This window comes from Tenacibaculum sp. 1B UA (assembly GCF_033978845.1).
Classification (GTDB): Bacteria; Bacteroidota; Bacteroidia; order Flavobacteriales; family Flavobacteriaceae; genus Polaribacter.
In genome coordinates, this window is the sequence record NZ_JAKVUA010000020.1 from 1 (window position 1) to 22285 (window position 22285).

Below are 22285 nucleotides of genomic sequence, written 5' to 3' on the forward strand. Positions count from 1 at the left end.
GTGTGCGTTTCTTCTTGGATACATTGTTTTTCATAAAATAAGTCTAAATTGTGTCAACTTATTTTAGGACGAGACATAATTTAATAAAAAAGGATGCTAATACGCATCCTTTTTTTATTTAACATTCTTTTAACTAAGCCCCGTTAAACCTTTAGAGAAATTTGCGGTCAAACAAGCTTTATAAATCAACATAATGAAGAAAATTACATTACTTATTTTACTAATTAGTTTTACAGCTGTTGCACAGCGTACTACAAAAGGTATCGGTTCTAAAATTACTCTAACTGGTAAAGTTTTAGAAACAAACTCTAAACAACCTTTAGAGTACGCAACTTTAGTATTAAAAAATGCTAACACACAACAAGTTATTGGAGGAGTTACCGATGCCAATGGAGGTTTCTCTATAGATGCTTCATCTGGTACATATGATATAAAAGTTGAATTTATAGGCTTTAAAACTAAAAGTTTAGGAAATCATACTCTAACAGAAAATAAAAGCTTAGGAACTATTCTACTTTCTGAAGATGCTGAAACATTAGAAGAAGTTGAAATTATTGCAGAAAAATCTACCGTTGAAATTCGTTTAGATAAAAAGATTTACAATGTTGGAAAAGATATGACCGTTAAAGGTGGTAATGCTTCTGATGTTTTAGACAATGTACCATCAGTAAATGTAGACGCTGAAGGGGCTGTAAGCTTACGTGGTAATGAAAATGTACGTATTTTAATTGACGGAAAACCTTCTGCTTTGGTAGGATTAACTGGTACGGATGCCTTAAGAAACCTTCCTGCTGATGCTATTGAAAAGGTAGAGGTTATTACTTCTCCTTCTGCCCGTTACGATGCAGAAGGTACTGCGGGAATTTTAAATATTATTCTTCGAAAAGGTAAAATTACTGGTTTCAATGGTTCTGTAAACTTAACTGTTGGTAACCCTGATATGTTGAGAATTTCTCCCAACCTAAATTATAGAACAAAAAAACTTAATATTTTTTCAAACTTAGCATACTCTTACAGAAAAGGCCCTGGAAATTCAAATAGTTTTTTTACTAACTTTAATGATAATGGTGTTATCTCTGATTATAGAGACGAAGACAGAACTTTTGACAGAAAAAGTAATAATTATAATGGTTCATTAGGAGTAGAATACTACATTAACGAAAAAAGCTCTGTTACAGGTAGTTTCTTCTATAGAAATTCAAAAGATGACGATATTGCTACTAACAACACTACTTTTTATGATGAAAACAAAATGTTAGATGGTAATCAAATAAGAATTGAAAACGAAAAAGAAGATTCTGTAGACAAGCAATACTCTTTAAATTATACCAATAATATTGACGATGAAGGTCAAAAACTAACTATTGATTTGCAATACGGTGACAGTGAAGAGTCTGAGCCTGCTGAAATTTTTGTAGATGGAACTCTTTCTGAGCAAAATTCACAAATTACAACCTCTAAAGACCGCCTTTTCCAAATGGATTATGTATTACCTATTGGAGAAAATAGTCAATTTGAAGCAGGTCATAAAGCTACATTGCAAGATTTAAACTCAGACTTTAGAGTACGTGATGCTTCTGGAAATCCTTTTCCAAATGATCCCTCTAATGCTATTGAATTCAAACAAAACATTTATGCTTTTTACTCTCAATACGGGAGTAAGATTAATAAATTCTCCTACCTATTAGGTTTAAGAGCAGAAATCACTGATATCGACTTAACAGTATTTACAACAGATCAATTTAAAGAAAAAAACTACACCGAATGGTTTCCTACCGTTAATTTAGGGTATGAAATTAACGATGGAGAAAATGTTTCATTAGGATATAGTAGAAGATTACGTAGACCACGTCACTGGTTTTTAAACCCTTTTGAAAGTCGTAGTTCTGCTACTAATGTATTTAGAGGAAACCCAGACTTAGATCCTACTTTTACAAACTCATTAGATTTAGGGTATAACACAAGAATTAGTAAACTTAACTTAGGAGCTTCATTATACTATCAATATTCTACGAATATTATTCAAGGAGTTTCAATCTTAGAAGAAAGAGAAGTAGGCGGAGTATTAACTAATGTAACAGTAAGACAACCTGTAAACTTAAATGATGAAAACCGTTATGGATTTGAGTTTACAACAAACTATAATCCAACCAAAAAAGTTAGATTATCAGCTTCTTTTAATTATTTTAAGTTTAATACAGATGCCTTTACTTATGTATATACTGCCGCAAACGGAGATCAAGTTATCACTCCTTTAAAAGAAGTTAACAATAGTAGTTGGTTTGCTCGTTTTAATTCTCGTGTTACTCTTCCTTGGAAACTACAATGGCAAACACGCTTAATGTACCGTGGACCACAATCTACTGCACAAAGTGACAGAGAAGGTATGTTTATGGCTAATGTTGCCTTAAGTAAAGACTTATTTAAAGAAAAAGCATCTTTAGTATTAAATGTTAGTGACTTATTCAACTCTCGTAAACGAGAAAGTACTACTTACTTATATGATGATAACGGACTTCTTAAAACAATAAATGATGGTTCTTTTCAATGGAGAGAACGCCAAATTTCTTTAAGCTTTACCTACCGATTCAATCAAAATAAAAAACGTGAACGTCCTGAACAAAATGGTGATTTAGATGGAGGTGGTGAAGGATTTTAATTCTTAATTATATATAACAACTTAATAAAAAAGAGAACTGTACGTATAGTTCTCTTTTTTATTAACATTAGAAGTTTAAACAAACTATCATGGTTATTCTCCTTAGAGAATAACACCCAAAAAAACGCCGTTAATAATTAAATTAACGGCGTTTGATATTTTAGATTGCTTCCATCCAAAGGATTGGATTTGCAATAACTTTATATTTTATCGTCTACTATAGTTAGGAGCTTCTTTCGTAATAGCTACATCGTGTGGGTGACTTTCGTTAATTCCACTTGCTGTAATACGGATAAATTTCCCTGTGTTTTTTAGGGTTTCAATGTCTTTTGCTCCGCAGTATCCCATTCCTGCACGTAACCCGCCTACAAATTGGTGAATACTTTCTTGTAATTCTCCTTTGTAAGCAACACGTCCTACAATTCCTTCTGGAACTAACTTTTTAATATCGTCTTCTACATCTTGGAAGTAACGATCTTTTGATCCTTGTTTCATGGCTTCAACAGATCCCATTCCACGGTACGATTTGAATTTTCTTCCTTCGTAGATAATAGTTTCTCCTGGAGATTCTTTGGTTCCTGCTAATAATGATCCTAACATTACACTGTCTGCTCCTGCTGCAACAGCTTTAGGTATATCTCCTGTATAACGAATACCTCCATCGGCAATTACTGGGACTCCACTTCCTTTAATAGCTGCAGCTACTTCTAACACTGCTGAAAACTGTGGAAACCCTACACCAGCTACTACACGTGTTGTACAAATAGACCCTGGTCCTATTCCTACTTTTACTGCATCTGCTCCTGCTTCTACTAAATATTTAGCTGCTTCTGGTGTTGCAATGTTTCCTACAACAACATCTAATTCTGGAAATTTTGCTTTTACTTCTTTTAATACTGACACTACTCCTTGTGTATGTCCGTGCGCTGTATCAATAATAACTGCATCTACTCCTGCATTTACCAATGCTTCTGCTCTATCCACCGCATCGTGTGTTACTCCTAATGCTGCAGCTACTCGTAAACGTCCAAAAGTATCTTTGTTTGCTGTTGGCTTCTGTGTTAGTTTTGTGATATCTCTAAAGGTAATTAAGCCTACAAGCTTATCATTATCATTAACAACTGGTAACTTTTCTATTTTATTTTCTTGTAAAATAACTTCAGCATCTTTTAACGAAGTTCCTTCAGCAACTGTTACTAAATTTTCTGAAGTCATTACTTCAACAATAGGACGCTCGTTATTTTTTTCGAAACGTAAATCACGATTGGTTACAATTCCTACTAATTTTCCTGCTTCATCAACGATTGGAATACCTCCAATTTTATGCTCACGCATTGCTTGTTTAGCATCTAAAACAATAGCACTTAACGATAAGGTTATTGGGTCGATAATCATTCCGCTTTCTGCACGTTTTACCTTACGTACTTCCTGAGCTTGCTGAGCAATCGTCATATTTTTATGCAACACTCCTATTCCTCCTTCTCTAGCAATAGCAATAGCCATAGCAGATTCGGTTACTGTATCCATAGCTGCAGATACTATTGGAACATTGATTGTTATGTTTCTGGTAAATTTTGTTTGGATTGAAACTTCTCTTGGAAGTACTTCTGAATAGGCTGGAACTAATAAAACGTCGTCGTACGTTAATCCTTCACCTAATATTTTAGCTTGATGAGCTTGCATATGCAATCAATTTAGTGTGTTGTTAATTAATTGCATGCAAATGTACTACAAATAATGCAAAAACTACCTTTAATTTTAAGTTAAGTAAATCGTTTTATATTTTATCTTTTGTTTATTGCTTTACCCTTCTATCAATAACGCTAATAATCAACTTTTATACGCTCAAGGTTTCTCCCCTTATTCTTTTCTATATCATTCTTAATTTTAGTATGTGTTTACCCTATTCCAATTCATAAACCTACAACTAATGGAAACCAGTACCCTGATAAAAGACACTAAGATAGTAGCTGACACTGCCGATGTTTATCCTAAGGTATTTAAAGAATTAATTACTGAAATTAATAATATGTTATCGTATGCTATTTACAACGGTATTACTATTAATACTGAAGTGAACTCTTTGATTGAGAGCAAGGATTTAAATGATTTGATTAACGCGCACAATATTCTTGTTAAAAACATTACTCCTGCAACGCCAAAATCTATAGAATATACCAAAACTCTTCGTAATGAAGGACAAAATAAATCTATTTTCAGTAAGCTTCCTATAGTTAGAAATCTTATTTTACTAGCTCTTTTCTTCTTGATTTTATTTATTATTACTGCGCTTTCTCCTAATGTAAATAATAGCTCATTAGATAAAGGTTTAATGAATAATTCAGGGGTGCCTTTATTATTAAACCTGTCTTATTTAGCCTCTGTTGCTGGTCTAGGCGTTGTTTTTTATTTATTGAAAAAAGTTAGTAATTCTATTAAAAATTCAACTATGGTTTCTGAAGAGTCTATTTCTTATTTGGCTCAAATAGTACTTGGTATTATTGCTGGACTAATTATGTCGGAAATTATTTCTTTTTACACCAAAACCCCTGAAGACATCGATCTTTTTAATAAAGGTGTTTTAGCACTGATTGGTGGGTTTTCTTCTGAAGCTATTTTTAGCATATTACAAGGTATTATAGATAGAGTTAAATCTATTTTTATCGTACCTAAACCCAATAAATAACTATTACTAAAAATAAAAGAGGTTGCACCGTTAAGTGATTATAATAGAGCTTACAGCATACTAACCAAACTTAGCTCAACATTGTAGCAACCTCTTTTTAACTTTAAAATTACACTTATGAAGTATTTTTACGTATCAATTCTTAGCTTTTTTCTACTTTCTTGTGCTAGCATTCCAAGTTCTACTGTTACACTAACCAAAGAAGTTATTAAAGAAGCAGATAATATGCATGCTTTAAATGTGTCTTTAATCAACAGACTTTTTGATGAGCGAAAGAAAAAAATAAACTTATTTTTTGAAAACAGGTACACTCCTACGCTATTAAAAAAGTTTGAGGGTTTATTACCAGATTCTTTAGATTATAAAAAGGAATTACCAAACATTCTTAACAGTATTGTTCCTATTATTAATCGCAAAAAAGATTCGCTTCAAAGTGTATTGGATTTACAAAGGCAAGATATTTTAAACCAACTAAATTCTAATTATAGCGATTATAGCAGAGCTACTACTTCGCTTCAATACTTAATTAACTCTGCTGTAAAAGTAAAAACCACAGAAAAAGAGGCTTTGCAAGCGATAGATCAACTCACAGGTAATAAGGTTGATATAAAAAAGATTGAAAACACCATTAATCAAAGTATTGGTAAAACTGGAAATGTACTAAATAAATTGATAACCATTGAAAAAGTAATTACTGAAAAATAACCATTATGAATTCTATAGATTGGAACAATATAGCTAAAGAAGCTGCTTCACAAACTAATGCTGAGTTTAACAAACAGTTGGCTAGTTTAACTAACCTAAAGCTTAGCGAAGTGGATGCTTTTATTAAGGAAAGTAAAATTACGAATGCAAACGCCATAAAAACACTTAAACTTATTGATGATGCTACTATTAGCAATAATGAAAAAGCCAAAGCTATTTCTAATATTGAAAATGGCTTTGGCTTTGTAATAAGTTTAGTTTCTAAAGTAGTGTAACTATCTAAAGATTGTATTCTCTTTTATAAATGCTGTTTTATAACGCTCACTAAAGAGAATTTTTTCTTCATTATCTAAAACAATAAGGTTGTCTTCAAAGTAAATTTCTTTAATTTTCTTAACGTTTACTAAGTAATTCCTATGTACTTGTCTAAAATCTGGATTAGACAACATATCTTTTAGCTTGGTTAATGACAACTTTATTAGGTAATTTCCTGAATCGCAAATTAAGCTACAGTATTTTTCTTTCACTTCTACATAATTAATAGCAGCTACATCTACTTTCACTACACTTCTTTTTTTCTTTATAAATAAAAAAGCGGGACTTAACACTGCATTATCTGATGTTAAGCTTATACTATTACTTTGCTGATAACAAGACTCTATTGCTAATTCTAAAGAGAACAACAATTCTAGTTTGTTATAAGGCTTTAATAAATATACTAACGGATTGGTTAGTTTTGCTTCATCAAAAATTTCTCTTCCTTGCATGCTTGTCAAAAACAAGAAAGGAACATTTATTCCTTCTTTATTTAAACGGTGTGCTAACGAAATTCCGTCTGGTTTTCCGTTAATCATAATATCTAGTATAATGACGTCAAAAAAACGATTTCTAATCAGTTTTTCTGCTTCTACCGCATTTTTTGCTAACGATACTTCGTAATCATTATCTTCCAAAAAAGAAGAAAGTTCTAAAGCTTCTTCCTCTAAGTCTTCTAACAATAGTAATTGTAGTTTTTTCATAATTTATGCGCTTGCGTTGGGTAACAAAATTCGTATAGTTGTCCCCACTTCCAACTCACTATCTATGAGTAATTTTCCATTATTCTTCTTAATAAGTGTTTGACACAGTAACATACCTAGCCCTACACCCTCAGATCTGTTAATTTTATCAATACTTAAATCTTCTAAACCTTTTATTTTTGCTAGTTTTTCTTCTGAAATTCCAAAACCTGTGTCTTTAATTTCAATGGTACTAAATTCTTCAGAGTCATTATAGGTTTTTATTGCTATTTCACCGTTTTCTCCTGTGTATTTTAGTGCATTATCTAACAAATTTCTCAATACTATTTTTAGAGATTCCTTATCTGCCTTTACCAAAATAGTAGCTTCTAACGTTGTAGTTAGTGCAATGTTTTTAGCTTCTGCAATTTCTTCAAAGTTATAAACAGCCTGTTCTACCAATGGTTTTAAAGGATATTCTTCTGCTTTAAACGATAACTGATTGTTTTGCTCTAATGACCAATGCAATACATTATTTAATAAGTGACTCGTGCTTTCAGTTAATGCAATAGCATTGTTAGTAGTTTCACTTACCGCATCGTATTCTTTGTTTTTTAACTGTCGTTTTAGCTTTTCGTGCTGTCGCTTAATTGTATTAATTGGTGAACGTAAATCGTGAGACACTACAGAAAACAAATAGTCTTTGGTTTTGTTTGCTACGTTTAACTCCTCTTTTTGCTGAGTAATAAACTTGTTTTTACTTCTTAACTCTCTATAAAAATAGCCTAAAAACCCCAAAAAAACTAATAAACCTGAAGCTCCTATTACCAAACTCTTTTGCACCACTGCTTGACGCTTTAACTGCTCTTCTTGTAATACAATTTCTTGTTGCTTCTGTGCTACGGCTAATTGTTTGTCTTTTTCTGTAAGCTCCCAAATTTTATCACGGTTCCAAATAGAATCTTTCCAGTTACCATACTCCATATAGTACTCTATACTTTTTTTATAATTTTTTCTATTCTTCTCCACAACTGCCATGTTTCTTACAGATATTTGTTTAAGGTTAAAATCTGAGTATAATTTGGACAGATCATAAGCCTCTTTAAACAACGGAATTGCCTTATCGTCTAAGTATTGATTATAATATAGGTTTGCTAAATCAATTTTGGTTCTAATTATTGCCGCAGTATCTTTCTTCTTTATTAGAGAAACTTCTTTCGAAAAATATTCGTTAGCTTTTCCAAAAATTCTTTTTTGTAAAAAATTAACTCCTAAATTATGGTAAATGTTTTTTTTTCTGAAAACTTCAGGCCCTTCTTCTAAAGCTTTTTCGTAATGATTTATTGACTTATTATATTTTTTTAAACTTAAGTATACACTTCCTAATAAAACCTGTTTTTCTAAGATATTCTCCTTATCATCAGTAATTGAATGTAAGCTTTGCAAAGCCTTTTTATAAAAACCTTTTTTATAAGCACTATACGCTTGCATAAAGTTAATATAAGTAATTTCTTCCTCTTTATTAGTCAATAATAAAGCTTTGCTACTGTAAGTATAACAGGAATCATACTGTTTTTCTTTATAAAAGTTTAAGGCCTTACAAAAAGTTTCATTCTTATATTTTTGGCATATAGAATAACCTCTTTCAATAAAAACTTTGTTTTTCTTTTTAGGCTGACCATTAACCTGAAAAAAAAACAAAGTTATTATTCCTATAATAGAACTTAATTTACTCAAAATTAAAATTCTGTTGGTGGTTCTGTTTCTGCTGGTGCTGTAACTGTTCCTCTATCTGTTATAGGTCCTTCATTTACATTTTTCAAAATTGGATTTGTATTGTTATTCCTAACAAGAATCATGTCCGCTAATTCAGTCCCTTCTTCCAATTCATAAATATATTCTATATAATACAAATCATATTGACTAGCCACTTGATCACAATTAAAATCTACTCTAAAATCTCTACAACTTACCATATTATACCCTCCTTCTTTATTTGGGATTTGAACTGGAATAATTCCATAATAGTTTAAATAGATTTCATTTCCTTGCAGTTGTAAACCAGTGGTATTTTCAATTGGCTTCAAAGGGTTATCTGGTAAGTATGCTAAAACCGTTACAGTAAAAGGGTTACTTGTACTACCTTCAAGACCTGACATGTTAACTAAAGGTCCTTTTGGTATATTATCAACACTAATATTGGTGTCAAATTTTCTAAAATCTTTTAATGTTAATGTAACTCCGTTAACGTTTACTGGGTTTCCCATGTTTTTATAATTTAAATTTGGTTATTGGCTAAATTTACAATTATAAAAAGAAAAGAAAAAATAGTTTGTTACTATTTTATAGAGGTTATAGAGAAATTTGTCTTTTGTGAAATTTCTCATACTCCTATTGGGAAAGTAAATATTATTTACAGTAAGAGAAAACCGTTATAAACACAATGAAACAATGTGCTAATACCATGTAACTAACAAAAAAAGGGAGAAAACTAAGTATCTCCCTTTATTTTAAATTTTGAACTGTAATGTTACATACCAGTTTCTTGGAGATGATGGTATAATACCTGGTCCTGGGTATCCTGTTGCCCTGCGTGTAAAGTATTTTTCGTCTAATAGGTTGTTAACTCCTGTTTCTAGCTTCCATTTTTTATACGAATATGAAAAAGAAGCATCTACAATTGTATATGCTGGTATAGGACCTATTGTTCCGTAACTAGGATGTGTGCTATCTACTGTTGCATGTGTAGCATCGGTTTGTTGCTCAGACAAATGCGTTAACTGTAAGCTACTTAAAAAGTTTTTATATCCAAACTTTACTCCTGTTTTTAAGTTTAGGTTCGGTATAAACTCTACTTGATTTCCTATTACCGATTTTTCTAATGAATCTGTATATTCTGATTGTGTTAACGCTAGGTTTACATAGGTATTTAGCACGTAGTTTGGTGACAGTTTAAATGCATTTACCAAACTAACATCTGTAAAACCTTCAAAACCATAAATAAAAGCATCTCCTACATTAGTTCTTAACCTATCTCCTGCATCGGATCCGCTACTTACCCAAAAAATTCCGATTCTTTTGTTGTAAAACAGTCCAAACCCGCTTAGATCATAGGTTACAATGTTTTTAATTTTTCCTCTTATTCCAATATCTGCTGTGCCTCCTTCTTCATCATCTATGTTTTCATCTACTTTAAAAGTAGGACTTACCGTACGGATGTCATTAAAGGTTACTGAACGGTAGTTTTGAGAAGCATTTGCATAAATTTCTAACTTTGTTGATCGTTTATAACTTGCACCAATACCAAATAAAGCAAAGCTTCTTTCTTTTGTTCTATCGTCTCTAAACGTATTAATTCCATTAGGTAACGGCTCTCCGTTTTGTAGGTCTTCATTATTCCACAATACTGTTTTATAATCACCATTACTTCCTGTTTTTATGTATTCTAACCTAAATCCAGGAGTTATTGAGAATTTATCTGATAGCTTAAAAATATGTTCTCCAAATAATGCTACATTCGTATTTGGGAATTTAAAATTAGATGAGGCATAGGCATCTACATCTGCAAATGTAAAGTCTGCATCTACACTATTAGACCCTGCTCCTTGCTGTTCTGAATTATTTGCTTTGTAATATTTTACACCTAGTAAGTAGGTATTCTTTTGCCCTCTAAAATTATAGTTTGATAAAAAGCGAACTTCTGTTCCCCAGTTTTTATATTGTCCGTTAATTAAATCTCTCGTAGCATAATTTCCATCTGCAAAAGGTTCATCTACGTAGGTTATAGGACTTACATTACTTGATTTATAATTCCCTCTAAACCCTATGGCTTTTCTCGAAGCATTTAATCCAAATAAGTTAACACTTAGGCGCGTGTCTTCTGTAAAATTATGATCTAGTTTTACCGCCCATAAATTCCAGTTTACACGAAACCAGTTTCTTGATCTGTTACTTTGAAAAGGATCTTCATTAAACATTCTATCATTTAACCCTCCAGCTTGTTTAGCTAAATAATTTAAATATGTTGCTTCTACTGTTAAAGTTGTTTTTTCTGATAGTTTATGATCTACATGACCATAAATATTTATTGAATTAAATTCTGAATTTGGTCTAAAACCATCTCCTCTTTTATAATTTATGTAACCATAATAACCTGTTTTATCAACTGTACCTCCAACACTATTAAAAGAATTGAAAAGACCGAAAGACCCTGTAGATTGTCTTGTTATGAACTCAAATTCTTTACTCTTATTAGGTTCGTTAAATTTAAAATTTAACAACCCTCCAAATTGTGTTCCGTATTGTAATGATGCAGCTCCTCTTACAATTTGGATTTCTTGTAAGGCCTCTGCTGGTGGTGTGTAATAACTTTCTGGATACCCTAATACATCTGCACTAATGTCGTAACCGTTTTGTCGTGTATTAAAGTTTGATGTTCTGTTAGGATCCAAGCCTCTACCTCCAATGTTTAACTGTAATCCAGCATCATCATTTTCGTAAATATTGAGTCCAACTACTTGACTGTATATTTGGCGTGCGTTATTCGCCGCTTTATTTCCTACTGTTTGATCTAATAAAACTACTTCTGTTTTTTTTCCTTCATAAATAGCAGTTCCTTCCACTGCTTTTAATCTTTTTAAACTAAATACTTTTCTTAGCCTTTGATTGATGATTACTTCTGATAGTTCTTCGTCTAACTTTAAAAGAGTTATGTTTACTACTATATTTTTATTTCCAATAGTTAATACATCTTCTTTCATCTCGAAGTTATAAGAAAAGAACACCAATGAATAGTTTCCTGATTGTAATGGTTTGGTTTTATAATTTCCTTGAGCGTCTGATGTTGCCAACTTTCCGCCTGAAGCATCAAAAACTTCAACATTATTAATAGGGTTCCCTTTTTCATCAACTATTTTTCCTGAAATGGTATATTGCGCTACCACTGTTTGCACAGCTAAAAATAAGATAAAAATAATGCTACAGACCTTTAATTTTGATTTCATGGTTAAATGGTATAATCCAATTTTTGTGTTTAAAACTTTCTTTTTGTTGGTATAAATCTACTTTTGGATTTATAAATTGTGTGCTAAGTCGACCGTTTAATGTTACATAACTATCTACATACACTTTAGGGTTTTTCATTCCTTTTTTCTTGTAGGTGTCTCCTAAAAAATGAGCAAATTCAAGTATAAAATCTGATTGAAAACTCATTTGTTTTTCTTGTAATGTTGTTAAATAATCGCTATTATCAATATATACTTGCTTTTTTGTTTCTTCATCAATTATTTTAAACTCTGCATAGCCTGCTTTTTCTGTTAACATGACACGCCAAGAAAAACGGTATCCTTCTTCAGTCCAAAATAACTCTCCAGGGTACAACAAATACCTAAAAGGAATAATTATTTGTAGCATAAAGAATAGTATTAAAAACTTTCTTGTTAATGTTAGTTTTTGGGTAGTTACCAAGGTTTTTCCTTGATCGAAATAACCCTTAGAGATACTAAATATGACTGCTATACTATTTAGTATTTTATGGTGCACTTTTGGATTGAAAAATATAATGGTTGAGACAATCATTATATAAGGAAACATTCCTATTGAAAATAGTATTCGTGTAAATACATGAAAAACAACTACTGTAACAAATGCTATGGTACGTGTTCGTTTATTTAATAATAAAAAAGGTACTGTTAAATCGTATATGGCTCCTGCCCAACTCATAGCAAAGTGAAACCATGTTTTAGACATTAAAAAACCTACTAATGGTAGATTATTTTGTACAGGTAACCATATGCATAATGGAGAGGCTCTAAACAACCAATCGGAATTTAGTTTTGCTAATCCTGCATAAAAATATACAATACCTAATAGTAACTTTATTGCGTCTATAGTCCAATTAGGTGTTTTTTGATAGGCTATTTTTTTATTTTGTTTTGCATCCAAAGAAAAATAAGCATTTGCTGGTAGAAAAATTAAAATGAATGCTACTAAACTTACAAAGTAATAATGGTTTAAATAATAGCTTTTATCCATTAATTCAATGTAAGTAAAACTAAAAAAAAACGTAATTGCCGCTGTTTTATATTTATAACCTAACATTATAAGTAAGGCAGCTATTGCACAAATAAAAAATAATAAATAGGTATAGTTACCTAATGGTTTTATATACTCGAATCCGTAGTATGAAAAGAAAAATTTTGGTTTTATATATTGTTCTTCTATCCATCCGTTTAACCAAAAACGTAGTATGCTACAAAACATCATAAACCCAAAAAAAATACGAAATACTGCAAGTGGAGCAGCTTCCGTATTTTTTTTAAAATATTTTTGTACTGAATTAATCATTATCAGCGTCGCTCGAAGTATTTTTAATACTCATAGCACTCATCATATCTGGTTTAAAGTTTTTTAATACTGTTTTCATAGCTTCGTAAGTATTTAAAAACACGTTTTTGTCATTTTGAATTTGATCTGTAAAATCATCTTTTAATAAACTAGCCTTATCTTCTATTTTTGTAAAGTTTGTGTTTATTAAATCTGCTAAATCTTTTCTTTTTAAAAACTCTAGATACTGCTGTAAACTTTTACCGTTACTTCCATTATAACCTATTCCTTTATAAAAGTTTTTTGTTGCTGTTAACGCGGTTATAAATAATTCTTTAGAGATGTCTTTTTTATAAAAGCCTTCAACCAAGGTTACATCTGGTATGCCTGTTCTTGCTCCTGATGGATTTGCTATTTTAGGGTCTCTTAATTGTTTTTCAAAAAAAGCTACAACATAAAAATTTACTAATTTATCTACACTACTTGATATTGAGTATCCATCGTTTTCAATGAAAGTTTGCTTGTAACCTCCGTTCCAATCATCTTTAACTTGTTTAGATAAGTTGTAAACTCTGTTACTTACATCTTTTAAATATTGTGTATACTTAGCTGCATTTTCTGTTGTTGTATAAAAAGTTACTGTTTCTTCATCAGTACCTTTTCCATTAAGTAAATAGTCTAAAGCAGGAAAACCTTGTACACTTATTAAATTAGGTGATTCTAAGTTATAAGTTCCCGACTTAGCATAATCATCTAATTGAGTAGCATTCGTTGGTATTGTATTCATATAACCAACCATGTTTATTTCTTGGGCTTTACCTACTTGGAATAACGAAATTTTTTGCCAAGTTATATAAGCATTTTTCCATGCAGTTCTTGCCTCAACTAAATTAGCTGTGTTTACTGTTGTTGTAAATTTATTTATTGTTTCATTTAATAACTCTGTTTTCTCTACAAAATCATTATATCCAGGAATAATCATTTGATCAGCCCAAAAAGTCAACATTTCTTTTCTATTAAAATCATCTGGTGTTGATGTACTGGAATCATCATTACTACTTGAACTACAAGCAACAATTAAAGAGAGTACACATATGTATACGATTTTTTTCATCTTGTTTTAATTAATTTTTTATTAATCTAAATAAACAAGCAAAAATAAAAAAAAATAGCCACGTAACTGTACATGGTTATTTTTAATTTATCTCATTTAATAGTTTAGTCATTTAAACTAACTACATCTTCTGTTGTAAAACCAAAGTAGGTTCCTAACCTAGATGCAATTTGATCTAATTGGTCATCTGTAATAGACCATAAACCATTATCAGCTTCTAACATTGTTATAGTACCTGCGATTTGATTTTTTTCAACTTGTTGTCCGTTAATTTCAACAAATCGTAGTGATTGTAAAAAACCATATGCTTCAGATAATGCATGTAAACTATTTGCATCTTTAGCTCCTTTTCCTTTTAATAGGTAATGTGCAGCCATAACCCCTATTACTTTAGATACTGATACTCTAATAGTTTCAGCTTGCTTGCTTGCTAGTTCATAATCATTAGCATCTACTGCTGCTCTTCCTAATTTGAATGCATTGTACACATCATCAAAAGTTCCTTTAAACTTACTATCGTTATCAACACTTTTAATATAAGAGTTCAAGAAACCTTTTCTATCATCTAAAGAATTAACTGGTTTTGCAGGATCTTCTTCTAAACCAAATAAATATCCATAAGCTTCATCCCAACCATGTTGTAAAGCTGTATAATTTTTGGTGGCATCTCCTTTATATGGTTTTCCAGCTTCATGATCTGCTTTATTATCATCAATAAATTTTTGAGAAACATATTTGTTTATCATTTGATCTGCAATCACAGAACCTATTAATGTTTTAGCTACTGCTTGATTGTACTCAACTCCTTTAGCATTTACATAAACTGTTCTACTACCTGTAATTAGTTTTCCTGCTGTACCTGCAGCTGCATCTGTATTCCAATTAGCATATACTTCTGTGGCATGGTCTTCAATCCATCCGTCCATTTTTAACCTTAACTCATCTGTTTCTACAGCATCTACGTTAGAGTTTGTAGCAGAAGCCACAGTACCTCTAAGTTTTTTCCCTGAAGTGTTTAATGATACATCTTCAAAACCTGTACCCTCTTTAAACATTTCTTCTAACTGAGCCAGAGTTTTGGTATTAATTCCAAGCGCATCCTTTAACTCTTTAGCCATTTTTAAACGTGCTACTTGTCCTGAAAAACTAACGTTAGATTTATTGTCTTTTCCATTAAAAGCATAGGTAGCTGGAGCTTCTACTGGTTGTTTTACATCATTATCATCTGAACAAGATGTAAATACTAAAGCTGACACAGCTATCATAGAAAGGATTACTCTTTTCATTTTATTTAGATTAAGTTTTAATTAATTTTATTCGGCAAATTTATATAAGAAAATCAACCTTACAAATCTTATTAAGACTTATTTTAAATAAATTTTATTTTTTGATAACTATTTGAAAGTTTAGTGGTAATTATTTTTTCTTAAGGTAATTAACAACTGCTTTACGTATGTCGTATGCTATTTCTCCTGCTTTAGGTTTATAAACGTTTATAACTCCTTCGCTTTTATTTGAAAGTATAGGAATATCTAGCCCTCTTAATAAATAATCTGAAAAAGCAACTGTATAAGTTCGACTTTCTTGAAGTTTACCATTTTTAAGCATCCATTCTCCATTTTCTTTTTTAGCATTAAAACGCTGTAAGTAGGCACCAGTTCCTGAAGACTCTACGCCAAAATCTAATACTTTCTTTAATAAACTTCCTTTAATTTTAACCTTTAAAACCTTACCTCCATAAGGTAGTACTCTAAAAATGTCTACAGCATTTACGTCTCCAGCCAATACATCATCTATACGTACTGATCCTCCATTTACTAAAGCACAATCTACTTTATTATTATAAGCTAGACTCATAGACTCCGCTATAATTCTCCCCATATTGGTTTGTACACTTCTAATAGTGCTTTCTCTTGCATCTAAAGGTTCGGTTGCTTTGTATATTACTTCATAAGGATTAGAGACTACCTCTCCTATTTTATCTTCTAAAACCACTTGCCATTTATCTACAACATTTTTCACATTAGCATCTTCAGAGATAGATTTATTTATCTCTTTTAACTCTGATTTAAAGTTAACTTCTTTTGTTTTAGGATCATATTCAAATCTATGAATATAGGCTGTTTTTGCGTTAGCATCTGCCTTTGTAATTGTCACATTTCCAACTTTATCGTAACTATTGGTATGCTCATGTCCGCCCATTATTAGTGGCACGTTTGGTAAAAGTTTTGCTATTTTTTTGTCTTGTGTAAGTGATGCATGAGTTAATCCTAATACAATATCAACATTATCTTTTATTTCGTTATATGAACGTTGTATCTCTTTGTACATATCTCCATAATGCACATAGTTTCTTGGATTTGAAGGAATGCAAACACTAATAAACCCTACTTTTAAATTCGTTCCATCAGAATTCTTAAATTCTTTAATGAAAGAATCTTTTAAAGTTTCTTTTTTACCATCAACAATTTTATGGAAATAAGAATGTTTACCATCAACATTATGTAACACATTGGCAGATATCCAATTAAACTTGCTTTCATTTAGGCGGTCTTGTAAGTGTGTGTAACTTAAATCGAATTCATGGTTTCCAAATGCTACAAGATCAAAATTCATAGCATTCATAACTTCTACCATCTGTTTCCCTCTTACTCTATCTCCATTATACTTCATTGTTCCAAGCAAAGAGGGGGATAAAAAATCTCCTGCCAACACTAACATCGTATTTTTATCTTCTTTTAAAAGTTGCTTATGTACCGTTTCAACCCTAGCCATTCCACCATACATTCCTCCTTGAATTGGAGCTATTTCATATACATCGTTTAGTTGTAGTACTGTAAAATAGGTTTTATCAGTATCTTTTTTAAACTGATACGCTGTTTTTGAAGATATTGTGTTGGTTTTCTTCTGAGAAGAGCCACAACTTACTAAAAAACATGTTGCTAAAAGTAGTAATAAGGTTTTAAATTGCTTCATTTGGTTTTTCTTTATAAGGAAACCAAATTTACGAATTCTAGTGAAGATATTGACGTGTGTTTTCCCTAATCATTTTTCGGTATTCTACCAATTCTGGGAACTGGTAAAAGAAGTTTATTTTTTTATGTGCTATTGTTCTAGGCTTTTTTATTCTAGGTCTTAACACAAAAGCAGTCCAGCTTTCTACAATGTCTTCTTCTGGGCTTTCAGCAGCATAATCTGTAAGAAACTCTGTTCGGTTGTTTAAATATAAATCATACAGTTTTTCTACACAATTTGCTTCCGTATAGCAATATTTTCGTTGAATAACATCCCAACGGTTTAATAAAGAACCCTTCCAAAAAATATTAACAAACCTATTGATATAACTATCTTTATAGGCCTCACCTTCAAGAGTTAAATACAATTCTCCTTCTTCTTGTTCATTTTTATTTGTAGGTCTTATTTGAGTTCTATTTAATGTTAGTAAATGTCCAAATTCGTGCACTAAAGTATACACAGATTCATGAAGCCTTCTTTTATCTTTAGTTTCAAAATTAACATCTCTAATATCAATTTCTAATTGCCATTTGTCATTTTTTGAACTCAATGCAACTAAAGCTCCAGTTTTCTCATCCACTCCGTCCGTCATTAAAACGATACGTTTTATATATTTCTGAGTGAGTTCTTTTGGAAAAATCCTATTAAATTCACCCCAATAATAGGCTGCTAATTCATCGCTTACTGACTGATTTTTAATTATTCTACTCCCTTTCACATTCCATACTCCTATCCTTTCACTATCTACAGATTGTGAAAAGGCTGAAAAAAAGAAAAAAAGAAAAAAAATATTTAATTTCGTCATGTTTAAAAAACTTCTAGTGCTTTATTATAGGCACTTTCAAAACTCATTGGTTTAATATTTGTTGTTATTTTATTTGCTGTAAAATAAGACAATAGCTTTTCTGTTGGCATATTACCTGTTAATTCATCTTTTGCCATCGGACAACCTCCATAGCCTTTTATAGCCCCATCAAAACGGCGGCAACCTGCTTTAAAAGCACTGTCAACTTTTTCGTGCCATTTGGCAGGTGTTGTATGTAAATGAGCTCCGAATTCTATTTGAGGATAACTTGGTATTAAGTTTGAAAATAAGTAATTTATATCTTCAGGTGTTGAGCTTCCAATTGTATCTGACAAAGATAAGATTTTAACACCAAACGACGAAAGTTTTTCTGTCCACTCTCCTACTATTTCAACGCTCCATGGATCACCATACGGATTTCCAAACCCCATTGATAAATAAGCTACTACCTCTTTGTTTGTTCGATTAGCAATAGCTAATACTTCTTTTAAAGTATCTATTGATTGTTCTATTGTTTTGTGCGTATTTCGCATTTGAAAATTTTCTGATATCGAAAAAGGATATCCTAAATAATCAATCTCTTCAAACTGAGATGCATCGTTTGCTCCACGTACATTTGCTACAATTGCTAAAAGTTTACTTTTAGTTGCTGATAAATCTAATTTCGATAAAACTTCAGCTGTATCTCTCATTTGTGGAATTGCCTTTGGTGATACAAAACTTCCAAAATCAATAGTGTCGAACCCAACTTTTAACAGTGAATTGATATATTTAGCCTTCGCCTCTGTAGGAATAAAATGACTTTTAATTCCTTGCATTGCGTCCCTTGGACATTCGATAATTTTAACACTGTTAACCATTGTGTCAAATATACATATTTTGATTCATTTTTTACTTGTCTTAACCTTCCACTCCCTAACAAAAAAGAAAACATACAACACTTTAATTATCAGTAAAATATCAATATAAAAATTTAAACTATAAAAAATATTTTACTTTTATTGATCTAAACTGTCACAATTTAAAAGTTAAATTGTCTCTAGTATAGAATGATTTCATTGGAGTCGCAACAAACACATATCAACCAACTAATCGAACGTTGTAAGAAAAACGATAACTCTGCACAAATGCAGGTATATGAAAGCTATTACAAAGCTATGTATAATACATCATATCGTATTTTAAAAGACGAATTCGAAGCAGAAGATTTAATTCAAGAAGCATTTTTAACTGCTTTTACGAAATTAGATACTTTTAAAGGTGAAGTTGCTTTTGGAGCTTGGTTAAAAAGAATTGTAATTAACAAGAGTTTAACCCAATTAAAAAAAGTTACTCGATATGATGAAGTAAGAATGGATGTGATTCCTAGTCATGAGGTTGATGACATTGAAATAGATTATAGCTCACTAGAAATTAAGAGAGTTATAAACTGTTTACAAAGCTTAAAGGATAATTACAGAATTATATTGACTTTAAACTTAATTGAAGGTTATGATTATGAAGAAATCGCTCAAATACTAAATTATACTAACGAAAATGTAAGAACAACAGTATCAAGAGCAAAAAAGAAATTAAAACAAGTACTAACTAGTAATACTAATAAAACACAAGTATATGGAGGATAAACTGCATCAGTTTTTTAAAGAGAATGATTTTGATGTTTTTGTGCCTCATCAAGGACATTTAAATCGATTTCAGCGCAAGCTAGAAGCTCCAAAAAAACCTAAAAAACCATCTTTTTTTTGGATGGGTATTGCAGCATCTGTAGTATTGGTTTTAGGTTTTTACCTTGGTAGCTACCAGCAAAAAAACACATACGACTTAGCTGATGTTTCACCTAAAATGGCAGAAGCTCAAAACTTTTTTGTTACAACCATAAATCAAGAACTAAAAGAGGTTGAACAATATAGAAGTTTAGAAACTGAAATCGTTATTGAAGACTCTTTAAATGAAATTGAAGAGCTAGAAGACCAATATAAAGCTCTTGTAAAAGAATTATCTAAAAGAGAAAATAAACATCAAATCATCAGAGAAATGATACAAAATTATCAACAACGATTAGATGTCTTAGAAAAACTTCTTTTACGATTAGAGTTACAACAAAACCCCACAAAATTAGAAATATTAGAAGATGAAATTATATAAACTACTTTTCCTACTCTTATTCGTTCCTACACTTTTAGTAGCTAATGATAAAAAACACGAAAAAAGCAAAAACATACGTAAAACTTTTTCTGTTAACAAAAATGCTACCTTATACATTAACAATAAATACGGTAATGTAAACGTAACTACTTGGAATGAAAACAGAATAGAAATCAACGTAAAAATTACCGTAAAAGGGAGTGATTTATCTAATGTTGAGCGTAAACTAAAAGCTATTGATGTACAATTTGAAGCTACTCCTAGTTTAGTAGAAGCAAGAACAATTATTGAAAAAACAAAATCTAGTTGGTCTTGGTGGGGCAGTAATAACACAAACTACAAGATTAATTACTTTGTTAAGATGCCAATTACCAATAATGCCGATTTAAATAATAAATACGGAAACATTGAATTAGATAAACTAGAAGGTAAATCCAATATTAATTGTGATTATGGTAAAATTCAAATAGACCAGTTATTAAATGAAACTAATAATATTAATTTAGATTACTGTGGTACTTCTGAAATTAACTTTATGAAATCTGGAAACTTAAGTGTTGATTACTCAAAGTTAGCTATTATAAAATCAGAAAACTTAAAAGTTAATGCCGATTATTCTACTATGAAAATTGGTACTGCAACCAACGTTGATTTTAATACTGATTATGGAAGTATTTCTATAGATGATGCTTCTAATATTAGTGGTAATTCTGATTACGCAAGTATAAAAATAGGAACTCTTAGAAAAAACTTAAAGATTAATACCGATTATGGTAGTGTTAGAGTTAGAAATATTGAAAAAGGGTTTGAAAACATTGTTATTGATGGAAGTTATGCTGGAATTAAACTTGGTACTAATAGCAATAACAGCTTTAATTTTACTGTTGACTTAGGGTATGCCGGGTTTGGATATCCTGAAAACCATGTAGACATGTTTAAAAGCATTAATAAATCGTCAAAAAAATATTACGAAGGGGCTTTTGGTAAAGGGAATTCTAATTCTACCATTACTATAAAATCTAAATATGGAGGCGTTTCTTTAAAATTAAATGATTAACCAACTTATAAATTATACTACGATGAAAAAATCAGCAATCTTATTATTAACTCTTTTTATTAGTTTCCAAATACAGGCACAAAGCTGGTGGAATTCAAAAAAAATTAAAGGTAACGGAAAAGTTATTACAGAAACTAGAAAGATTAGTTCTTTTGATAAAGTAAACGTTGGAGGTTCCTTTGATGTTTATTTAATTGATGGAACTGAAGGTAAAGTAACCTTAGAAGGAGAAGAAAATATTTTAAAGTACATTGAAACTGAAGTTAAAAACGGAAAATTAAATGTACACTTTAAACAAAACACTAATATTAAAGCAACAAAAAAGCTAACAGTAACCATTCCTTTTGAAAAAATTGAAGCTGTTGCTTTGGGAGGGTCAGGAAATGTAATTGCAAAAAAGCGTATAAAAGCTGATGTAGTTTCTTTTGGCTTAGGAGGCTCAGGAAACATTATAGCTAGTGTAGACGCTAATACTGTTAAAGCTTCTATTGGCGGTTCAGGAAACATTATGCTAAAAGGAAAAAGTGATAACTTAAAATGTTCTATTGGTGGTTCGGGAAATGTAAAAGCATATGATTTAAAAACAAGTTCTTTAAAAGCTAGTATTGCTGGCTCTGGTGATGTATCAGCCACTGTTAATAATAGAATTAAAGCTACAATAGTAGGCTCTGGAAGTATATACTATAAAGGAAAACCATCAGACATAGACAAGACAGCTTTAGGCTCAGGAAGTGTTATTGATAGAAATTAAAGTACCTCACTATATAAAAAGTCCGC

19 protein-coding genes are annotated in these 22285 nt (G+C 31.0%); 8 read left to right on the forward strand and 11 right to left on the reverse strand.

What is annotated here, in order from left to right:
- Positions 1-193: 193 nt before the first annotated feature.
- A complete protein-coding gene (locus MK851_RS13335; protein ID WP_320244345.1) occupies positions 194-2659 on the forward strand; it encodes a TonB-dependent receptor domain-containing protein in 2466 nt (821 codons plus the stop codon).
- A gap of 207 nt (positions 2660-2866) precedes the next feature.
- On the opposite strand, the gene guaB is transcribed toward MK851_RS13335, so the two are convergent.
- Positions 2867-4342 carry an IMP dehydrogenase gene (gene guaB / locus MK851_RS13340; RefSeq protein ID WP_303510631.1) on the reverse strand — a complete coding sequence of 492 codons (1476 nt, stop codon included), beginning with the start codon at positions 4340-4342 and terminating at the stop codon, positions 2867-2869.
- A 247-nt stretch (positions 4343-4589) separates the two neighbouring features.
- On the opposite strand from guaB, the gene MK851_RS13345 reads away from it, so the two are divergent.
- The 3 genes from MK851_RS13345 to MK851_RS13355 all read left to right on the forward strand — a co-directional run bounded on the left by MK851_RS13345 (position 4590) and on the right by MK851_RS13355 (position 6325).
- Positions 4590-5345, forward strand: coding sequence for a hypothetical protein (locus tag MK851_RS13345; RefSeq protein WP_320244346.1), 756 nt, complete (start codon positions 4590-4592; stop codon positions 5343-5345).
- A 117-nt stretch (positions 5346-5462) separates the two neighbouring features.
- Positions 5463-6050: a hypothetical protein gene (locus tag MK851_RS13350; RefSeq protein WP_320244347.1), complete on the forward strand. Its 588-nt coding sequence runs from the start codon at positions 5463-5465 to the stop codon at positions 6048-6050.
- Between the two features lie 5 nt (positions 6051-6055).
- Positions 6056-6325 carry a hypothetical protein gene (locus MK851_RS13355; RefSeq protein ID WP_320244348.1) on the forward strand — a complete coding sequence of 90 codons (270 nt, stop codon included), beginning with the start codon at positions 6056-6058 and terminating at the stop codon, positions 6323-6325.
- On the opposite strand, the gene MK851_RS13360 is transcribed toward MK851_RS13355, so the two are convergent.
- The 10 genes from MK851_RS13360 to MK851_RS13405 all read right to left on the reverse strand — a co-directional run bounded on the left by MK851_RS13360 (position 6326) and on the right by MK851_RS13405 (position 19166).
- Positions 6326-7069 carry a response regulator transcription factor gene (locus MK851_RS13360; RefSeq protein ID WP_320244349.1) on the reverse strand — a complete coding sequence of 248 codons (744 nt, stop codon included), beginning with the start codon at positions 7067-7069 and terminating at the stop codon, positions 6326-6328. It abuts the gene before it with no gap.
- A gap of 3 nt (positions 7070-7072) precedes the next feature.
- The gene (locus tag MK851_RS13365) at positions 7073-8578 is read right to left on the reverse strand and encodes an ATP-binding protein (protein ID WP_320244350.1); all 1506 of its coding nucleotides are present in this window, start codon (positions 8576-8578) and stop codon (positions 7073-7075) included.
- A 209-nt stretch (positions 8579-8787) separates the two neighbouring features.
- Positions 8788-9315, reverse strand: a complete 528-nt coding sequence (locus MK851_RS13370) for a hypothetical protein (RefSeq protein ID WP_320244351.1) — start codon at positions 9313-9315, stop codon at positions 8788-8790.
- Between the two features lie 243 nt (positions 9316-9558).
- Positions 9559-12051 (reverse strand): TonB-dependent receptor domain-containing protein, encoded by a 2493-nt coding sequence (locus tag MK851_RS13375; RefSeq protein WP_320244352.1) that lies wholly within the window; start codon positions 12049-12051, stop codon positions 9559-9561.
- On the reverse strand, positions 12026-13393 hold the full coding sequence (locus MK851_RS13380) for an HTTM domain-containing protein (RefSeq protein ID WP_320244353.1): 1368 nt from the start codon (positions 13391-13393) through the stop codon (positions 12026-12028). The genes MK851_RS13375 and MK851_RS13380 overlap by 26 nt, the downstream gene beginning before the upstream one ends.
- Entirely contained in the window at positions 13386-14486 is a 1101-nt protein-coding gene (locus tag MK851_RS13385) for an imelysin family protein (RefSeq protein ID WP_320244354.1), read from the reverse strand. Before MK851_RS13385 ends, MK851_RS13380 begins: the two co-directional genes overlap by 8 nt.
- A gap of 104 nt (positions 14487-14590) precedes the next feature.
- Positions 14591-15772, reverse strand: a complete 1182-nt coding sequence (locus MK851_RS13390; RefSeq protein WP_320244355.1) for a DUF4856 domain-containing protein — start codon at positions 15770-15772, stop codon at positions 14591-14593.
- 130 nt (positions 15773-15902) lie between these two features.
- A complete protein-coding gene (locus MK851_RS13395) occupies positions 15903-17462 on the reverse strand; it encodes a bifunctional metallophosphatase/5'-nucleotidase (RefSeq protein WP_303510662.1) in 1560 nt (519 codons plus the stop codon).
- Between the two features lie 37 nt (positions 17463-17499).
- Positions 17500-18306, reverse strand: a complete 807-nt coding sequence (locus MK851_RS13400; protein ID WP_320244356.1) for a hypothetical protein — start codon at positions 18304-18306, stop codon at positions 17500-17502.
- Between the two features lie 2 nt (positions 18307-18308).
- Complete coding sequence (locus tag MK851_RS13405) at positions 18309-19166, reverse strand: hydroxymethylglutaryl-CoA lyase (protein ID WP_303510666.1); 858 nt, start codon at positions 19164-19166, stop codon at positions 18309-18311.
- Between the two features lie 198 nt (positions 19167-19364).
- Between MK851_RS13405 and MK851_RS13410 the strand changes: the two genes are divergently transcribed.
- The 4 genes from MK851_RS13410 to MK851_RS13425 are packed head-to-tail and all read left to right on the forward strand — an operon-like array spanning position 19365 to position 22259.
- Complete coding sequence (locus tag MK851_RS13410) at positions 19365-19931, forward strand: RNA polymerase sigma factor (RefSeq protein WP_408034060.1); 567 nt, start codon at positions 19365-19367, stop codon at positions 19929-19931.
- A complete protein-coding gene (locus tag MK851_RS13415) occupies positions 19921-20451 on the forward strand; it encodes a hypothetical protein (protein WP_320244357.1) in 531 nt (176 codons plus the stop codon). Before MK851_RS13410 ends, MK851_RS13415 begins: the two co-directional genes overlap by 11 nt.
- Positions 20438-21508: a hypothetical protein gene (locus MK851_RS13420; RefSeq protein WP_303510676.1), complete on the forward strand. Its 1071-nt coding sequence runs from the start codon at positions 20438-20440 to the stop codon at positions 21506-21508. Before MK851_RS13415 ends, MK851_RS13420 begins: the two co-directional genes overlap by 14 nt.
- 22 nt (positions 21509-21530) lie before the next feature.
- The gene (locus MK851_RS13425) at positions 21531-22259 is read left to right on the forward strand and encodes a head GIN domain-containing protein (protein ID WP_320244358.1); all 729 of its coding nucleotides are present in this window, start codon (positions 21531-21533) and stop codon (positions 22257-22259) included.
- Positions 22260-22285 lie beyond the last annotated feature (26 nt).